Origin of the sequence: Kitasatospora sp. NPDC097691 (genome assembly GCF_040302665.1) — a bacterium.
Taxonomy (GTDB): domain Bacteria; phylum Actinomycetota; class Actinomycetes; order Streptomycetales; family Streptomycetaceae; genus Kitasatospora.
Genome location: NZ_JBEORY010000033.1, coordinates 38,572 through 52,766, shown reverse-complemented (window position 1 = coordinate 52,766; position 14,195 = coordinate 38,572). Strand labels below are relative to the sequence as shown.

11 protein-coding genes and 1 other RNA gene are annotated in these 14,195 nt (G+C 75.8%); 8 read left to right on the top strand and 4 right to left on the bottom strand.

Translation table 11 applies throughout. The features are described from left to right. Positions 1–69: 69 nt before the first annotated feature. Positions 70–2,061, bottom strand: a complete 1,992-nt coding sequence (locus ABTY56_RS22945; RefSeq protein WP_350630851.1) for an alpha/beta hydrolase family protein — start codon at positions 2,059–2,061, stop codon at positions 70–72. After that, on the bottom strand, positions 2,058–5,108 hold the full coding sequence (gene lanL / locus ABTY56_RS22940) for a class IV lanthionine synthetase LanL (protein ID WP_350630850.1): 3,051 nt from the start codon (positions 5,106–5,108) through the stop codon (positions 2,058–2,060). The genes ABTY56_RS22945 and lanL overlap by 4 nt, the downstream gene beginning before the upstream one ends. 594 nt (positions 5,109–5,702) lie before the next feature. Here lanL and ABTY56_RS22935 point away from each other — a divergent pair. The 3 genes from ABTY56_RS22935 to ABTY56_RS22925 are packed head-to-tail and all read left to right on the top strand — an operon-like array spanning position 5,703 to position 8,465. Beyond that, positions 5,703–6,539 (top strand): Nif3-like dinuclear metal center hexameric protein, encoded by an 837-nt coding sequence (locus ABTY56_RS22935; protein WP_350630849.1) that lies wholly within the window; start codon positions 5,703–5,705, stop codon positions 6,537–6,539. A 23-nt stretch (positions 6,540–6,562) separates the two neighbouring features. Then, a complete protein-coding gene (locus ABTY56_RS22930) occupies positions 6,563–7,306 on the top strand; it encodes a zinc ribbon domain-containing protein (protein ID WP_350630848.1) in 744 nt (247 codons plus the stop codon). Positions 7,307–7,310: 4 nt separating this feature from the next. After that, positions 7,311–8,465: a bifunctional RNase H/acid phosphatase gene (locus ABTY56_RS22925; protein ID WP_350630847.1), complete on the top strand. Its 1,155-nt coding sequence runs from the start codon at positions 7,311–7,313 to the stop codon at positions 8,463–8,465. A 38-nt stretch (positions 8,466–8,503) separates the two neighbouring features. Here the strand turns inward: ABTY56_RS22925 and yaaA are convergent, their stop codons facing one another. Next, on the bottom strand, positions 8,504–9,289 hold the full coding sequence (gene yaaA, locus ABTY56_RS22920; protein ID WP_350630846.1) for a peroxide stress protein YaaA: 786 nt from the start codon (positions 9,287–9,289) through the stop codon (positions 8,504–8,506). 178 nt (positions 9,290–9,467) lie between these two features. Between yaaA and ABTY56_RS22915 the strand changes: the two genes are divergently transcribed. From ABTY56_RS22915 to rnpB, 5 genes are all read left to right on the top strand, one after another. Next, positions 9,468–9,806 carry a hypothetical protein gene (locus ABTY56_RS22915; RefSeq protein ID WP_350630845.1) on the top strand — a complete coding sequence of 113 codons (339 nt, stop codon included), beginning with the start codon at positions 9,468–9,470 and terminating at the stop codon, positions 9,804–9,806. After that, positions 9,803–10,183, top strand: coding sequence for a type II toxin-antitoxin system death-on-curing family toxin (locus ABTY56_RS22910; protein WP_350630844.1), 381 nt, complete (start codon positions 9,803–9,805; stop codon positions 10,181–10,183). The genes ABTY56_RS22915 and ABTY56_RS22910 overlap by 4 nt, the downstream gene beginning before the upstream one ends. Positions 10,184–10,225: 42 nt before the next feature. Continuing rightward, positions 10,226–11,701 (top strand): RNB domain-containing ribonuclease, encoded by a 1,476-nt coding sequence (locus tag ABTY56_RS22905; protein WP_350630843.1) that lies wholly within the window; start codon positions 10,226–10,228, stop codon positions 11,699–11,701. 161 nt (positions 11,702–11,862) lie between these two features. Continuing rightward, complete coding sequence (locus ABTY56_RS22900; RefSeq protein WP_350630885.1) at positions 11,863–13,344, top strand: MFS transporter; 1,482 nt, start codon at positions 11,863–11,865, stop codon at positions 13,342–13,344. 13 nt (positions 13,345–13,357) lie between these two features. Further along, an RNA gene (gene rnpB / locus ABTY56_RS22895) (RNase P RNA component class A) lies at positions 13,358–13,756 on the top strand. Positions 13,757–13,833: 77 nt separating this feature from the next. On the opposite strand, the gene ABTY56_RS22890 is transcribed toward rnpB, so the two are convergent. After that, positions 13,834–14,091, bottom strand: a complete 258-nt coding sequence (locus ABTY56_RS22890; protein ID WP_030056921.1) for a metallothionein — start codon at positions 14,089–14,091, stop codon at positions 13,834–13,836. Positions 14,092–14,195: the final 104 nt, after the last annotated feature.

Below are 14,195 nucleotides of genomic sequence, written 5' to 3'. Positions count from 1 at the left end.
CGTGCCGGGGGTGTGCCCCGGGCCTCGGCGGGCCCGGGAGTCTGTGGGTTGTCGGGTGGCGGGGCGGGCTCAGCCCGGCCGGCCGGTCCGCAGGAACGCGGCCAGCAGCTCGTGCAGCACGGCGGCGCCCTCCTCGGCGAGCACCTCGTGCCCGGCTCCGGCCGCCTCGACGTACCGGAAGTCCTCGCCCTCGATCCGGCCGATCCGCAGCAACTCGTGCCGCAGCGACCGGGACTGGCTGACCGGGACGATCTCGTCCCGGTTGCCGTGCACCACCAGCAGTGGCGCGCTCAGCCGGTGCGCGAGCTGCAGCACGTCGCGCGGGCCGCGGGCGTCGGCGATCGGCTCGCCGCCGCCCAGCCGGGTGGTCAACGCCCTTACGGGGGGCGCCGCTTCGGCCAGCAGTCGGGCGCCGGACAGGAACGGGGCGACCACCGCGCAGCGGGCGACCTGGCCGGTCGGTGCGTGTGCGGCCGCCAGCAGTGCCAGGAACGCGCCGTAGCTGACCCCGAACAGCGCGGGCGGCTCCAGGCCGAGTGCCGCGCGCTGGCCGGCGATGCCGTCCAGCAGGTACAGCACGTCGTCCAGGTCGGGCCCGCCCCAGGCGCCCCGGATGGCCAGCGCGTGCGCCACGCCGTAGCCCGTGGAGCCGCGTTGGTTGGGTGCGACCACGGCCAGGCCCTCGGCGGCCATCCGCTGCAGCGCCGGGTCGAACTCCAGCCGCCAGGCGTCGGCCGGGCCGCCGTGCAGCGCCAGCACCAGGTGCGGGCTGCTCAGCCAGGCGTCGCCGCCGTACACGACGGCCTCCAACGGGCCGGCCGGGCCCGCCAGTTCGAGGCTCTGGGCGTGCTGCCAGCGGCCGCCCTCGCCGGGCGGGGTGCTGCCGTCCAGTTGCCAGCCGGGCGGCGGGGTCCGGACGGTGCGCACCCCGCCGGGCTGCCAGGGCAGTGCGGTGTCCCGCCACGGGCCGGGCAGTCCCGAGGCCAGCGGCGCGAGTTGGAGCGGCAGTGGCATCGGGCCGGTGCCGGTCGGTACCGGGCCGTGCGCCAGCAGCGCGTCCACGTCCAGGGTGGCCAGTGCCGCCGGATGGTCGGGCGAGGAGTACGGCAGCCGCAGCCCGGCCGCGTCCCAGTGCCCGACCGCGCCGAGCCGCCCGGGCGGCACCGGCACCGGGTCCAGTCGTCCCGTGGTCGGCCGCCACAGGGCGAGCGCGGATCCGGCGCCGTGGTCGATCTGCACCGCGACCCGGGGGCCGTCCGCCGCCTGGTGGAGGGCGACCGGCCGCAGGAACATGCCGGCGACGTGCAGGCACTCCGGGAACCGCAGCGGCTCGCCGCCGCCGAGGACGCCCCAGCCGAGCCGGTCGGTGCCGGGGGCGTCACTGCGCACCATCGCGAACCGGCTGTCCGGGTCGAACAGCACCAGGCGGTCGTTGCTGCGCTCGCCGATCTCCAGCAGCGGGGTGGTGGTGCCGCTGCGCAGGTCGAGCACCACACTGCGGACCAGGCCCGCGTGCACCCGGTCCAGGGCGAGCAGTGCGCCGGTGCGGTCCAGCCAGGTGCCGCCGCCGTGCAGTCCCGCGATCTCGGCGACCGGTTCGGGCTCGCTGCCGTCCGCCCGCACCAGCCAGGCGGTGGTCGCCGGGCGGGTGTCGGTGCCGAGGGCGACCGCCACCGGGGTCCGGGGGCCGGCGCCCTCCGGTACGGGGAGCGGCAGCAGGCGCAGCCCGGCCATCCGGAGGGAGGCCAACGGCTGTTCCACGGTGGCGGTTTCGCCGTAGTGGAGGCGGACCAGGTCGTGCCGATCGCCGTCGTGACGGCAGACCAGCACCGAGCCGTCCGGCAGGGCGACCAGCTGTGAGCGCAGGCTCTCCGAGCGGTTGCCGGACAGCGGCAGCGGTAGTGGCGCGGCCGGTGTGCCGTCCGGCGGCAGTCGCCAGCTCTCCACGTACCAACCGCTGTCGGCGGACGCGGCCAGGCAGGCGGCGTGGCTGCCGTCGGCGGCGAAGGCGAAGCTCAGCCGGCGCAGGGCCTGGGTCATGGTCCGGGTGGCCACGTTCATGCTCCGCTCACCCCGCTTCCGCCGGAGGGGAGTCCGGGTGGTGCGGGCGGGGCCGGGTCCAGCCAGAGCCGGGGGCCGCCGTGGCGCAGTCGCAGCAGGAAGGCCAACGGGCCTGCGGTGCCGGTGCCGTAGGCGGGGGCGCAGCCGGTGCCGGTCTCGTCCGGGAGGACCAGGAGGCCGTCGCGCAGGGCTGCCCGGGTGGCCAGGAGGGCGGCCAGCTGTTCGGCTCCGGTACGGAACTCGGGCTCGTCGGTGGCCTCGGCGAGGTCCAGGAGGTACTCGCCGTCGCCGGCCAGCCCGTGGCAGGCGCTCGCCCCGCCGTGCCAGCGGGCGGCCAGGACGGCGCGGCCGGCGGCGCGGGCCAGGTCGAGCGCCTCGGCGTCGCCGGTGGCGCGCCAGAGCCGCAGCAGGAAGCTGCCCGCGCCGGAGGATCCGCTGCACCAGTGGGCGAGCCGGATGTGCGCCGGGTCGCCGGCGCTCTGCGGCCACCAGGCGGTCGCGCGGACGGCGGGAGCCCGTCCGCTGTCCCGCGCGTCCTGGGCCCCGCCGTCCCGACCCTCGCCGTCCCGGGCCTCGCCCCAGCGGACGGTGGCGGCGAGCGTGCGCCCGGCTTCGGCGGCGCCGGCGAGCAGGGCACGGTCGCCGGTGGCCTCGGCGGTGGCCAGGAGGAAGGTGCCCACACCGGCCACGCCGTGGGCGAAGCCGAGGTGGGTGATCCCGGCGAGGGCCGAGTCGAAGTCCGCCGGTACCGGCCAGACCGTCCCGTACGGCTCGCGGCCGGCGGCGGCGAGCAGCGCGTGGGCGCCGTGGGCGGCCCGGTCGAGGAAGTCGGTCGCGCCGGAGTCGGGCGCCCCGGAGGCCTCCGCGGCGAAGCGCAGTCGGGTGAATCCGGCGCCGGCCGCGCCGTGGCAGACATCGGGGTTGGGCCATTCGACGGCGATCCGGCGGGCGAGCCCGGCGGCGCGCTCGGCCAGTGCGGTGTCGTCCAGCACCCGGGCGGCGTCCAGCAGCGCCCAGGCCGTCCCCGAGCGCCCGAAGTGCAGTCCGGGCAGCACCACCGGCTCGGCGGCGGTGCGCCGCTCGATCCAGTCCGCCGCGGTCCGGGCCGTCCGCGCGGCCTGCGTCCGGACGTCGTCCGGCAACCCCTCGGCCGCGACCGCCCGCGCCAGGACGGCCAGCACCCCGGCGGCGCCGTGCTGGACGTTGCACGGATCGGTCCGCTCGCCGGCGCGCACCACCGGCCACAGTCGGTCCCGCCGCTCCGGTGTGGCGGTGGCGGCGATGTGCCGCAGGCCGTCGCACAGGAGGCGGTCGCCCAGCGGGCCGTCGTCCGGGAGGAGGTCGAGGGGTGCGGAAGCGTCGCGTGCGGGGCCGGCGCCCCGTCGGGTGGGTGCGTGCCACAGGGGCGTGACCAGGGCGGGTCGCGCGGCGCGGCCGGCGTCGGTGCGGCCGGCGTCGGCGCCCTGCGGCGCTTCGTCCTCGCGCAGCGCCTCCCGCACCCGTGCGATCGCCCACCTCCGCTCCGGCTCGTCGGCCCGCAGCCCGAGGACGGCCGGTGCCAGGCGGCGCGCGGTGGTTCCCGTCCGCGCGGCGAGCGCGAGCCAGCGGCCGAGGCGTTCGGTGACCGGGCGGGCCTGTGGGAGGTCGTCCGGCAGGAGGGGGTCGTGGCCGGTGGCCAGGAGGAAGAGCAGACCGCCGAGGGCGTACAGGTCGACGGCCGGGTCGGCGACGCAGCTGCCCGCGGGGGCGAGGCGGCCGGGTCCGTGCTCGGGGGCGCGGTAGCCGGGGGTGCCGGCCGATCCGGCGGTCCGGCCGGCCTCGGCGGCGAGTTCGAGGTCGACCAGGCGCAGGGTGCCGTCGGGGCGGACCATGACGTTGCCGGGGGAGAGGTCGCGCAGCACCAGGCCCTGGGCGTGCACCCGCTCGACCAGGTCGAGGAGGGCGTGCGCGACCGGCCCGGCCTCGGCCCAGTCGACGTCGGGGCTGCCGTCGCGGCGCAGCCGGGCGGCGACCCAGCTGCCCAGCGGCTGTCCGGCGATTCGTTCCTGCACCAGGAAGACGGAGTCGTCCTGCTCGATCAGTTCGACGGCGCGCGGCGCCAGGTCCTGCCCGCTCAGGCGGTCGAGCAGCGCGGCCTCGTGCCGCAGCGCGTCGCGGGCGTCGGTGCCCGCGCGGTCGACCTCGATGTGCGCCCGGGCCTGCTTGACCACGACCTCGGCGCCGCTGGACGCCTCCCGTCCGAGGAACACCCCGCCCTTGGCGCCGTGCCGCACGGCGGCGGTCACCGCGTACCGTCCGGCCAGCAGCACGCCGCCCCTGCGCTGCCCGCCCCCGGCGGCCGCGGAGCGGGGCGATGCGCCGGATCGCGGTGATGTCTCCGATCGCGGCGGTGCCCCGGTGCGCAGCGGGTCCCGCACCCAGGCCGGCGCCCGGTACGACCCGCCGCGCACGTCCTCGGCCCGCTCCCCACCGGGCCCGCGCAGCACCGACCGGTACTCCCCGTCGTTGCCGAGCTCCGCCGGCAGCGCGAACGCGCCGTACCGGTAGTGCACCCGGCTCCCGGGCCGGTACGGCCGGTCGGAGAGCACCACCGGCCCCGGCAGTCCGGCGGTGGCCCGGTCGAGCTCGGCCGCCAGCCGCTGGAACTGCGCGTCGTCCGCCGGATAGACGGTGATGAACTTCCCCGCCGATCCCCGGTCGCTGTTACGGGAGTTGAGCTCGCTGAGCCGCTCCCGGGCGGCGGCGAACTTGAAGCTGCACGGGTCCTCGGTGAGCACCCGGACGACCGCCGAGAGCACCTCCTCGCCCACCAGGGTCGCCGCGCTGACATGGAGCTTCCACCCCTGCTCGGGCAGGGGAGAGGACGCGGACGGCCTGGCCGTGCACCAGAAGCCGCCGACGGTGACGTCCCAGCCGCCGTCGCCTCCCCGGCCTCCGGCGCCGGCCAGCGCCGCCCGCGTCGTCTCCGGCCACGAACCGTCCGCATCCGGTCCGCGGCGCGCCGATCCCCGGCCCCCAGCAGCACGCAGCGATGTGCTCGCGCTCATTCGCCACCACATCCCTTCGTCGGTTGCTGCCCCTCCAGGGGCGATGAGGACGACGCCTCTCGATCGGCGGGGCCCAGGGCCCGTCGCCCGGGGTCCGCGCCGGCGGGGTGCCCGCCCCGCCGCCCCGCCGGTCCGCCGGGGCGACTGGGGCAACTCCCGTTCGCAGGACTGAAGTTAGTTTCGAGAAAACCGGCGGCTCAACGCAGAGCCGGTCACTTCACTCGTAAGGGTGATCCAGGGGCGGTTTCGAATTCGTACGAGAGCCGTGATGTGTGCAGCGGGCGCCGGGCGTGCGGGCGCGCACGGCCCGCGCGGGGCCGTCCGGGCGCCCCCCGTCGCAGGTTGACGCGCATCCGTGCGCCGGCGGCACCCCCGTCCGAACCCCTCCGCGAGCCGTTCGAACACCGAGCTGATCCGGCTCCGATCCGGCTCCGATCCGGCGCCGATCCGGCGCCGACACCCGCGCGGACGCTCGCACCGGCCCCCGTGCCGCCCCGCCTCCGTCGCCGAGGCACCCCGCGACCGCCCTACGGCGGCCCCGGCGCCCGAACGGCCGAGGCCCGATCGCCCCCGCGCGCACGGTAGTCTCGACAGGTGCCGAAACTGTCCGACGTCATCACCGCGCTCGAAGAGGTCTACCCGCCGCAGTGGGCGGAGTCCTGGGACGCCGTCGGCCTGGTCTGCGGAGACCCTCAGGCCGAGGTCAACCGCGTGCTGTTCGCCGTCGACCCCGTCCAGGCGGTCGTCGACGAGGCCGTGGAGTGGGGCGCCGACCTGGTGGTCACCCACCACCCCCTCTACCTGCGCGGCACCACCAGCGTCGCCGCCACCACCTTCAAGGGCCGGGTGGTGCACACGCTGATCACCAACGGCATCGCCCTGCACGTCGCCCACACCAACGCCGACCACGCCGACCCCGGCGTCTCGGACGCGCTCGCCGAGGCGGTGGGCCTGCGGGTGACCGGTCCGCTGGTGCCGGACCCGACCGACCCGCTGGGCCGTCGGGGCTCCGGCCGGATCGGTCTGCTGGAGCCCCCGCTGCCCCTGTCCGCGTTCGCCGCGCAGGTCGCCGCGGGCCTGCCCGCCACCGCCGCCGGCGTCCGTGTCGCGGGTGACCCGAACCGGCTGATCAGCCGGGTCGCGGTGTGCGGCGGCTCGGGCGACGGCTTCCTCGCCGACGTACGGGCGGCCGGCGTCGACGCCTACGTGACCGCCGACCTGCGCCACCACCCGGCCTCCGAGGCCGCCGAGGCGGCGCCCGTCGCGTTGGTCGACGCCGCCCACTGGGCCACCGAGTGGCCCTGGCTCGGCCTGGCCGAGCGCGCCCTGCAGTCCGCCGCCGACAAGTGCGGCTGGACCGTGGAGACCAAGGTCTCCCACCGGGTCACCGACCCGTGGACCGCGCACGCCCCCATGTCCTTCACCGCCTGACCCGATTCACAGGAGCTCTCCGCTTGAACGCCGCGCCCGCCGACCAGATCCGCCTGCTCGACCTCCAGGCCATCGACTCGAAGCTCGACCAGCTGGCCCACCGGCGCCGGACGCTGCCCGAGCACGCCGAGATCGACAAGGTGACCGCCGACCACACCGCGCTCAAGGACCTCGTCGTCGCCGCCGAGGCCCAGAAGGGCGACACCGCCCGCGAGCTGACCAAGGCCGAGCAGGACGTCGAGCAGGTCCGTGCCCGTGCCGCCCGCAACCAGCAGCGCCTGGACTCCGGCGCGATCACCTCGCCGAAGGACCTGGAGAACCTCCAGCACGAGATCGGCTCGCTCGCCAAGCGCCAGGGTGACCTGGAGGACGTCGTGCTGGAGATCATGGAGCGCCAGGAGAGCGCCAAGACCCGGGTCGACGAGCTGTCCGCCCGCCTGGAGCACTCCACCGTCGTCCTCACCGAGGCCGAGGGCCGCCGCGACGCCTCCTTCGCCGAGATCGACGGCGAGGCCGACAAGGTCAAGCGCGACCGCGAGACCGTCGCCACGGTCATCCCGGCCGACCTGCTGAAGCTCTACACCAAGCTGCGCGAGACCCAGGGCGGCGTCGGCGCGGCCCGCCTCTACCAGCGCCGCTGCGAGGGCTGCCGCACCGAGTTCTCGATCACCGAGCTGAACGCCATCAAGGCCGAGCCGGCCGACAAGGTGGTCCGCTGCGAGAACTGCTCGCGGATCCTGGTCCGCACCGCCGACACGGGCGTCTGAGCCGGTGGCGGCGCGCTTCATCGTCGAGGCGGACGGCGGGTCCCGGGGCAACCCGGGGCCGGCCGGCTACGGCGCGGTGGTCCGTGACGGGGACACCGGGCAGATCGTCGCGGAGGCCGCCGAGTTCATCGGACACGCCACCAACAACGTGGCCGAGTACAAGGGTCTGATCGCCGGCCTCAAGGCGGCCCGGGAGCTCGACCCGGACGCCTCGGTGGACGTCCGGATGGACTCCAAGCTCGTCGTCGAGCAGATGTCCGGGCGCTGGAAGATCAAGCACCCCGACATGCAGCCGCTCGCCGCCGAGGCCCGGACGGTCTTCCCGCGCGGCCGGGTCGCGTACACCTGGATCCCGCGTGAGCGGAACAAGGACGCCGACCGGCTGGCCAACGAGGCGATGGACGCGGGCAAGGCCGGGCGCCAGTGGGAGCCCAGGCCGAAGGCCCCGGCCGTCGCCACGGCCGCCACGTCCGTCGACGAGCCGCCGCTGGAGACCGCCGCCCCCAAGGCGGGCTGGGCCGCCCCCGCCGACCTCGGCACCCCGACCACGTTCGTCCTGCTGCGCCACGGCGAGACCCCGCTCACCCCGGAGAAGCGTTTCTCCGGCAGCGGCGGCAGCGACCCGGAGCTCTCCGACAAGGGCCGCTGGCAGGCCGAGCGGGCCGCCGAGGCACTCGCCGCGCGCGGCAGCATCCAGGCGGTCGTCGCCTCCCCGATGCGCCGCACCCGGCAGACCGCCGAGACCGTCGCCGCCCGGCTGGGCCTGGACGTCCGGTACGAGGACGGGCTGCGCGAGGTCGACTTCGGCGACTGGGAGGGCCTGACCTTCGCCGAGGTGCAGGAGCGCCACCCGGACGACCTGTCGGCCTGGCTCGGCTCCGCCAAGGCCAAGCCGACCGGCAGCGCCGAGAGCTTCACCACCCTCACCCACCGGGCCGGCGTCGCCCGGGACAAGATCATCGCCCGGTACGCGGGGAAGACGGTGCTGGTGGTCTCGCACGTCAGCCCGATCAAGACGCTGGTCCGGCTGGCGCTCGGTGCCCCGCCGGACTCGATGTACCGGATGGAGCTGAGCGCCGCCTCGATCTGCGCCGTCCAGTACTACTCGGACGGCAACGCCTCGCTGCGGCTGCTCAACGACACCTCGCACCTGCGCTGACCCGCCCTGCCCCCGGCTGCCCCCGGGCCCCGGCGGGGTCAGTGCACCTCGGTGACGACCACGTCCAGCTGCCACGGCTTGCGGGCGGTGCCCTCGGCCGCGAGCTCCACCCGGTGGCCCAGCTCCTGCAGCGCGTCCATCAGCTCGCCGGGCGTCTTCGGCTCGGCCCCGGCGACCAGCAGGTCCCGGACGAGACGGCCCTTGGTGGCCTTGTTGAAGTGGCTGACCACGGTGCGCTTGCCGCCCCGCTCCTGCAGCACCCGGACGGTCGCGGTCCTGGAGGCCACCTCGCCGGCCGGCTTCCAGGCCGCCGCGTACGCGGAGCTGCGCAGGTCCAGCACCAGCCCGTCCGCGACCTCCGGGAGCACGGCGGCCGTCGCGCCCCGCCAGTACGCCCCGAGTGCCCCCGGGCCGGGGAGCTTCACGCCCATCGAGCAGCGGTAGGACGGGATCCGGTCGGAGATCCGCACCGCACCCCAGAGGCCGGAGAAGACCAGCAGCGAACGCTCGGCCCGGTCGTACGCGGCCGGGTCCAGGGTGGCCAGGCCGAGGTTGTCGAACAGCACCCCGGTGTACACCTCGCCCGCCGGGCGGGCACCGGCGGTCGGCAGCCCGGCGTTCTTGGCGATCTCGCCACGCAGGCCCGGGGAGAGTCCCAGCACCTCGGCGGCGGTGTCCTCGTCGCCCCGGCAGAGGCCGACCAGCGCGTCCAGCACCGTCGCGCGCGCCGCCGTCAGTCCGGGCAGCGACAGCCCGTCCAGCGCCACCGGCCCGCCGTCCCCGGATCCGGCCTTGCCCTCCGAGGGCGGCAACAGCACCAGCACAGCGGACTCCTCAACAGTTTGTGGCGGACGGACCCCGCCACCCTACTGCGACCGCTCCGGCTCCCGACGCCGGGCAGCGGGGCCGGCGGTACTGCCGGCCGGTGAGCGGTGGCCGCGGCAATCCGGTGGGAACATGCCCCGCCCGCCACTACCGTGAGCAGCGAGGAGAGTGATCGAGATGACCCTGCGACCCCTGGACCTGGTACCCGACGACGGTGACGCGGTGGAGGAGTCCCTGTCCGTGCGGCTGCCCGCCGGCCTGCCGGAGGAGACCCGGCAGGCGCTGGAGTTCGCGCTGCGGGCGACGGCGCAGGCGGTGATGGCCGGGCGGGTGCGGGTGACGGAGGCGCCCGCCGGGTCGGACACCGCCGAGCTGGCCTTCGAGGTCCGGCAGTCCGAGGTGCCCGAGGCGCTCACCGAGCAGGCCCGGCCGGGCAGGGCCGAGCGCCGGGCCGCCATGGTGGCCCGGATCCGCGCCGCCAACGCGGAGACGCTGGAGAGGCTGAAGGACCTGTGACGACGCACACCGAGTACCTCGACCCGGAGGACGTCACCTACCTCGCCGGCGGCCCGGAGAACATCCGCGACCTCGGCGGCCTGCTCTCGGCGATCGCCCGCCCCCAGGCGAGCCTGTTCGGCGACGACGCCTACCCGGACCTCTGGTCCAAGGCGGCCGCCCTCGGGCAGAGCCTGGCCCGCAACCACCCCCTGGTCGACCGCAACAAGCGCACCGCCTTCGAGGCGATGCTGCTGTTCCTCGACTACAACGGCGAGCCGTACACCGACCCGCACCCGGACGACGCCGTGGCGTTCATGCTGCGGCTGGCCACCGGCGGGTACGACGACGCGGTCGCGCTCGCCGCGAAGGACCTGAAGTCCCTGCTGGGACGCTGAGCCTCCGTCCGGAATCACCCGATTCCGCTCTACGCTGCCTCCATGCCTCGCCGAAAACTGCGCGTCAAGGCCGCCGACTCCGCCCGGATCAACACCGAGCTGACCGAACTCCGCACCCGCCTGGAGATCCACACCGAGTGGCCGGAGGCGGTGCTCGCCGAGGCGGAGGAGGCGGCCGAGCGTCCCCGCCTGCCCGAGGACGACGCCACCGACCTGCCGCTGTTCACCGTCGACCCGCCCGGCTCCCGCGACCTCGACCAGGCCATGCACCTCACCCACCGCGCCGGCGGCGGCTACCGGGTGTACTACGCGATCGCCGACGTCGCCGCGTTCGTCCGCCCGGGCGGCGCGATCGACGCCGAGGCCCGCCGCCGGGTCGAAACCCTCTACTTCCCGGACCACCGGGTCCCGCTGCACCCGACCCGGATCTCCGAGGACGCCGCCAGCCTGCTGCCGGGCGAGCCCCGGCCCGCCCTGCTCTGGCAGCTGGACCTGGACGCCGACGGCGCCGTCGTCCTCGCCGACCTGCGCCGCGCGCTCGTCCGATCGCACCGCCGCCTGGACTACGCCGCCGTCGAACGCGCGGTGGAGCTCGGCGGCGCCGACGAACAGCTCGCCCTGCTCGCCACCGTCGGCCGGCTGCGCGAGGAGCAGGAGCGCGCCCGCGGCGGGGTCAGCCTGCCGGTGCCCGAGCAGGAGGTCGAGGAGACCCTGCACGGCTACGTCCTCGGCTACCGCGCGCCCGGCCCCGCCGACGGCTGGAACGCCCAGATCTCGCTGCTCACCGGCATGGCCGCGGCCGAGCTGATGCTGGACGCGGGCGTCGGCCTGCTGCGCACCCTGCCCGCCGCGCCCGCCGCCGCCTACGAGCGGCTGCGCCGGATCGCCGCCGCACTGGACGTGGCCTGGCCGCAGGCGCTCCCGTACCCGGAGCTGATCCGCTCCCTGGACCCGGACGTGCCGCTGAACGCCGCCTTCCTGAACGCCTGTACGGGGCTGCTGCGCGGCGCCGGCTACCACGCCTTCGACGAGTCCCGCGGCCTGCCCGCGCCCGCCGAACCCGGCCACGCCGCGCTCGCCGCCCCGTACGCGCACTGCACCGCGCCGCTGCGCCGGCTCGGCGACCGCTTCGCGCAGGAGGTGTGCGCGGCGGTGGCGGCGGGGGAGGAGGTGCCGGACTGGGCGCGGGAGGCGCTGCCGTCCGTACCGGAGCTGATGGCGAGCGGGGACCGCCGCTCGGCCGAGGTCGAACGCGTCTGCGTGGACCTGGTGGAGGCGGAGCTGCTGGCCGGCCGGGAGGGCGAGGACTTCTCCGCGGTGGTCGTCGACGTGGACGAGAAGCGGCCCGGCTCGGGCACCGTGCAGCTGCGCGACCCCGCCGTCCGGGCCCGCTGCGACGCGCCGGGCGCCGGCGCGGCGGAGGGTGCGGCCGGTCGGCTGCCACTCGGTCGGGTGATCGACGTCCGGCTGACGAAGGCCGACCCGGCCACCCGGACCGTTCGCTTCGCGGCGCTCTGACCGGGCGGGGCCGCACGCTCCCGTACGCCGCCCGCAAGCCCGCGCCCGCCACCCGCACGCCCGCGCGAGCCACCCGTACGGTCCGTCCCGCCGCCCCGCCCCCGGGCCCGCGGTGGGAGGATCGGTCCGTGCTCGAAGCCCAGCCCCCCGCCGTCGCCCCCGTGTCCGCCCCCGAGTCCGGGCCCGGTCCGCGCCGCCGCCTGCTCGTCCTGGCGATCTGCTGCCTGAGCCTGTTCATCGTCGGCCTCGACAACACCGTGGTGAACATCGCGCTGCCCGCGATCCAGCGGGACCTGCGGGCCCCGGCCTCCGGGCTGCAGTGGATCATCGACGCCTACACCCTGGTGCTGGCCTCGCTGCTGATGCTGTTCGGCTCGGTGGCCGACCGGTTCGGCCGCCGCCGGGTGTTCCAGACCGGGCTGGTGTGCTTCGCGCTCGGTTCGCTGCTGTGCAGCCTGGCGCCGAACCTCGGCTGGCTGGTGGCCTTCCGGGCGCTGCAGGCGGTGGGCGGTTCGATGCTCAACCCGGTGGCGATGTCGATCATCACCAACACCTTCACCGATCCCAGGGAGCGGGCCCGGGCGATCGGCGTCTGGGGTGGCGTGGTCGGCATCTCGATGGCGCTCGGCCCGCTGGTCGGCGGCTTCCTGGTGGACGGCGCGGGCTGGCCGTCGATCTTCCTGATCAACGTCCCGGTCGCGCTGGTCGCCATCGCGCTGACGGCCCGCTACGTCCCGGAGTCCCGCTCGCCCCGGCCGCGCCGGCTGGACCCGGTGGGGCAGCTGCTGATGATCGTGCTGCTCGGCTGCGGCACCGCCGCGATCATCGAGGGCCCGGGCAACGGCTGGACCTCCCCGCTGATCCTCGCGCTCGCCGCGGCCGCCGTGGCCGCGGCGGTGGCGTTCCCGCTGTGGGAGCGGCGGGTGGCCGAGCCGCTGGTGGACCCGCGGTTCTTCGCCAGCGCGCCGTTCACCGGGGCGACCGTCACCGCGGTCTGCGCCTTCGCCGCACTCGGCGGCTTCCTCTTCCTCAACACCCTCTACCTGCAGGTCGTCCGGCACTACGACCCGGTCGAGGCCGGCCTGTGGACGCTGCCGATGGCCGGGATGATGCTGGTCTGCGCGCCGCTGTCCGGACGGATCGTCGGCAGCCGGGGCCCGCGCCTGCCGCTGGTCGCGGCCGGGCTCGGCCTCGCCGCCAGCGGCCTGCTGCTCACCCGGCTCACCGCCGACTCCCCGCCGGCGCTGCTGCTGGCCGCGTACGCGCTGTTCGGCTTCGGCTTCGGCATGGTGAACGCGCCGATCACCAACGCCGCGGTCTCCGGCATGCCGCGCGCCCAGGCGGGCGTGGCGGCGGCGGTCGCCTCGACCAGCCGTCAGATCGGCCAGTCGTTGGGCGTCGCGGTGATCGGCACGGTCGTCACCTCGGCGGTGGTCGGTCCGGTCGTGACCGGCTTCGCCCCGGCCAGCCACGTCGGTTGGTGGATCCTGGTGGGCCTCGGCGGCGCGATCCTCGTCCTGGGTCTGGTCACCACCGGTGCCTGGGCGAGCGCGACGGCCGCCCGGGTCGCCGACCGCCTCGGCGGCGAGCCTCCGGCGGTGCGGTCCGGTGTACGGGAGGCGCCGCCCGAGCGGCTACGATGACCACTACGGCGGAAGAGCCGGCCGGGCGGTCGCGACGGGTCACCAGACCCGCCGAGGAACGTCCGGGCTCCACAGAGCAGGGTGGTGGGTAACGCCCACCCGGGGTGACCCGCGGGACAGTGCCACAGAAAACAGACCGCCCACCGCTTTTCGTGGTGGGTAAGGGTGAAACGGTGGTGTAAGAGACCACCAGCGACCGGGGTGACCCGGCCGGCTAGGTAAACCCCACCTGGAGCAAGGTCAAGATCGGTGCCCTCGGGCGCCGTGCGCGGACGATTGAAGGCTGCTCGCCCGAGTCCGCGGGTGGACCGCACGAGGCTGTCGGCAACGGCAGCCCTAGATGGATGGCCGCCTCCTCGGGCCGCGCAAGCAACCCGGGAGACAGAACCCGGCGTACAGGCCGACTCTTCCGCCCCCTTCCCCGCCCCCGGGCGGGGCGCGCCGCGCGTACGCGGGATGCGCCCCCCGACGACGCGGGAGTCCCCGCGACTACGCGGGATGCGCGCCGACGGCGTCGCGGATCTGCTCGCCGAGGCCGCCGTTGACCCGGGCGCAGTTGGCGCAGCAGAAGAACATCCCGGCCACTTCGACGCCGTGGCCCACGATGCGGACGTTGCACTGCTCGCAGCGGGGTGCCAGCTTCTCCATCGCGCACTCGAAGCTGTCGAAGGTGTAGGTGTCGCCGGTGACCGTCTTGATCTCGAAGGCCAGCCAGTAGTCGTTGCCGCAGGTGACGCAGATGGCCATGGCGGCCGTCTCCTTCCGATGGGGCCGCCCCCGGCGGGGCGGCTGTTCCCAGTGTCGAAGGCCCCGTCGGCGGCGGCCACCCGGCAGGACTGTCGGGCGGATCC

What these genes read in the sequence shown, in the direction of transcription:
- ABTY56_RS22945 (WP_350630851.1), bottom strand. Translation starts at nt 2,061, where the DNA reads ATGAACGTGGCCACCCGGACCATGACCCAGGCCCTGCGCCGGCTGAGC.
- lanL (WP_350630850.1), bottom strand. Translation starts at nt 5,108, where the DNA reads ATGAGCGCGAGCACATCGCTGCGTGCTGCTGGGGGCCGGGGATCGGCG.
- ABTY56_RS22915 (WP_350630845.1), top strand. Translation starts at nt 9,468, where the DNA reads ATGACCCTGCGACCCCTGGACCTGGTACCCGACGACGGTGACGCGGTG.
- ABTY56_RS22905 (WP_350630843.1), top strand. Translation starts at nt 10,226, where the DNA reads ATGCCTCGCCGAAAACTGCGCGTCAAGGCCGCCGACTCCGCCCGGATC.
- ABTY56_RS22890 (WP_030056921.1), bottom strand. Translation starts at nt 14,091, where the DNA reads ATGGCCATCTGCGTCACCTGCGGCAACGACTACTGGCTGGCCTTCGAG.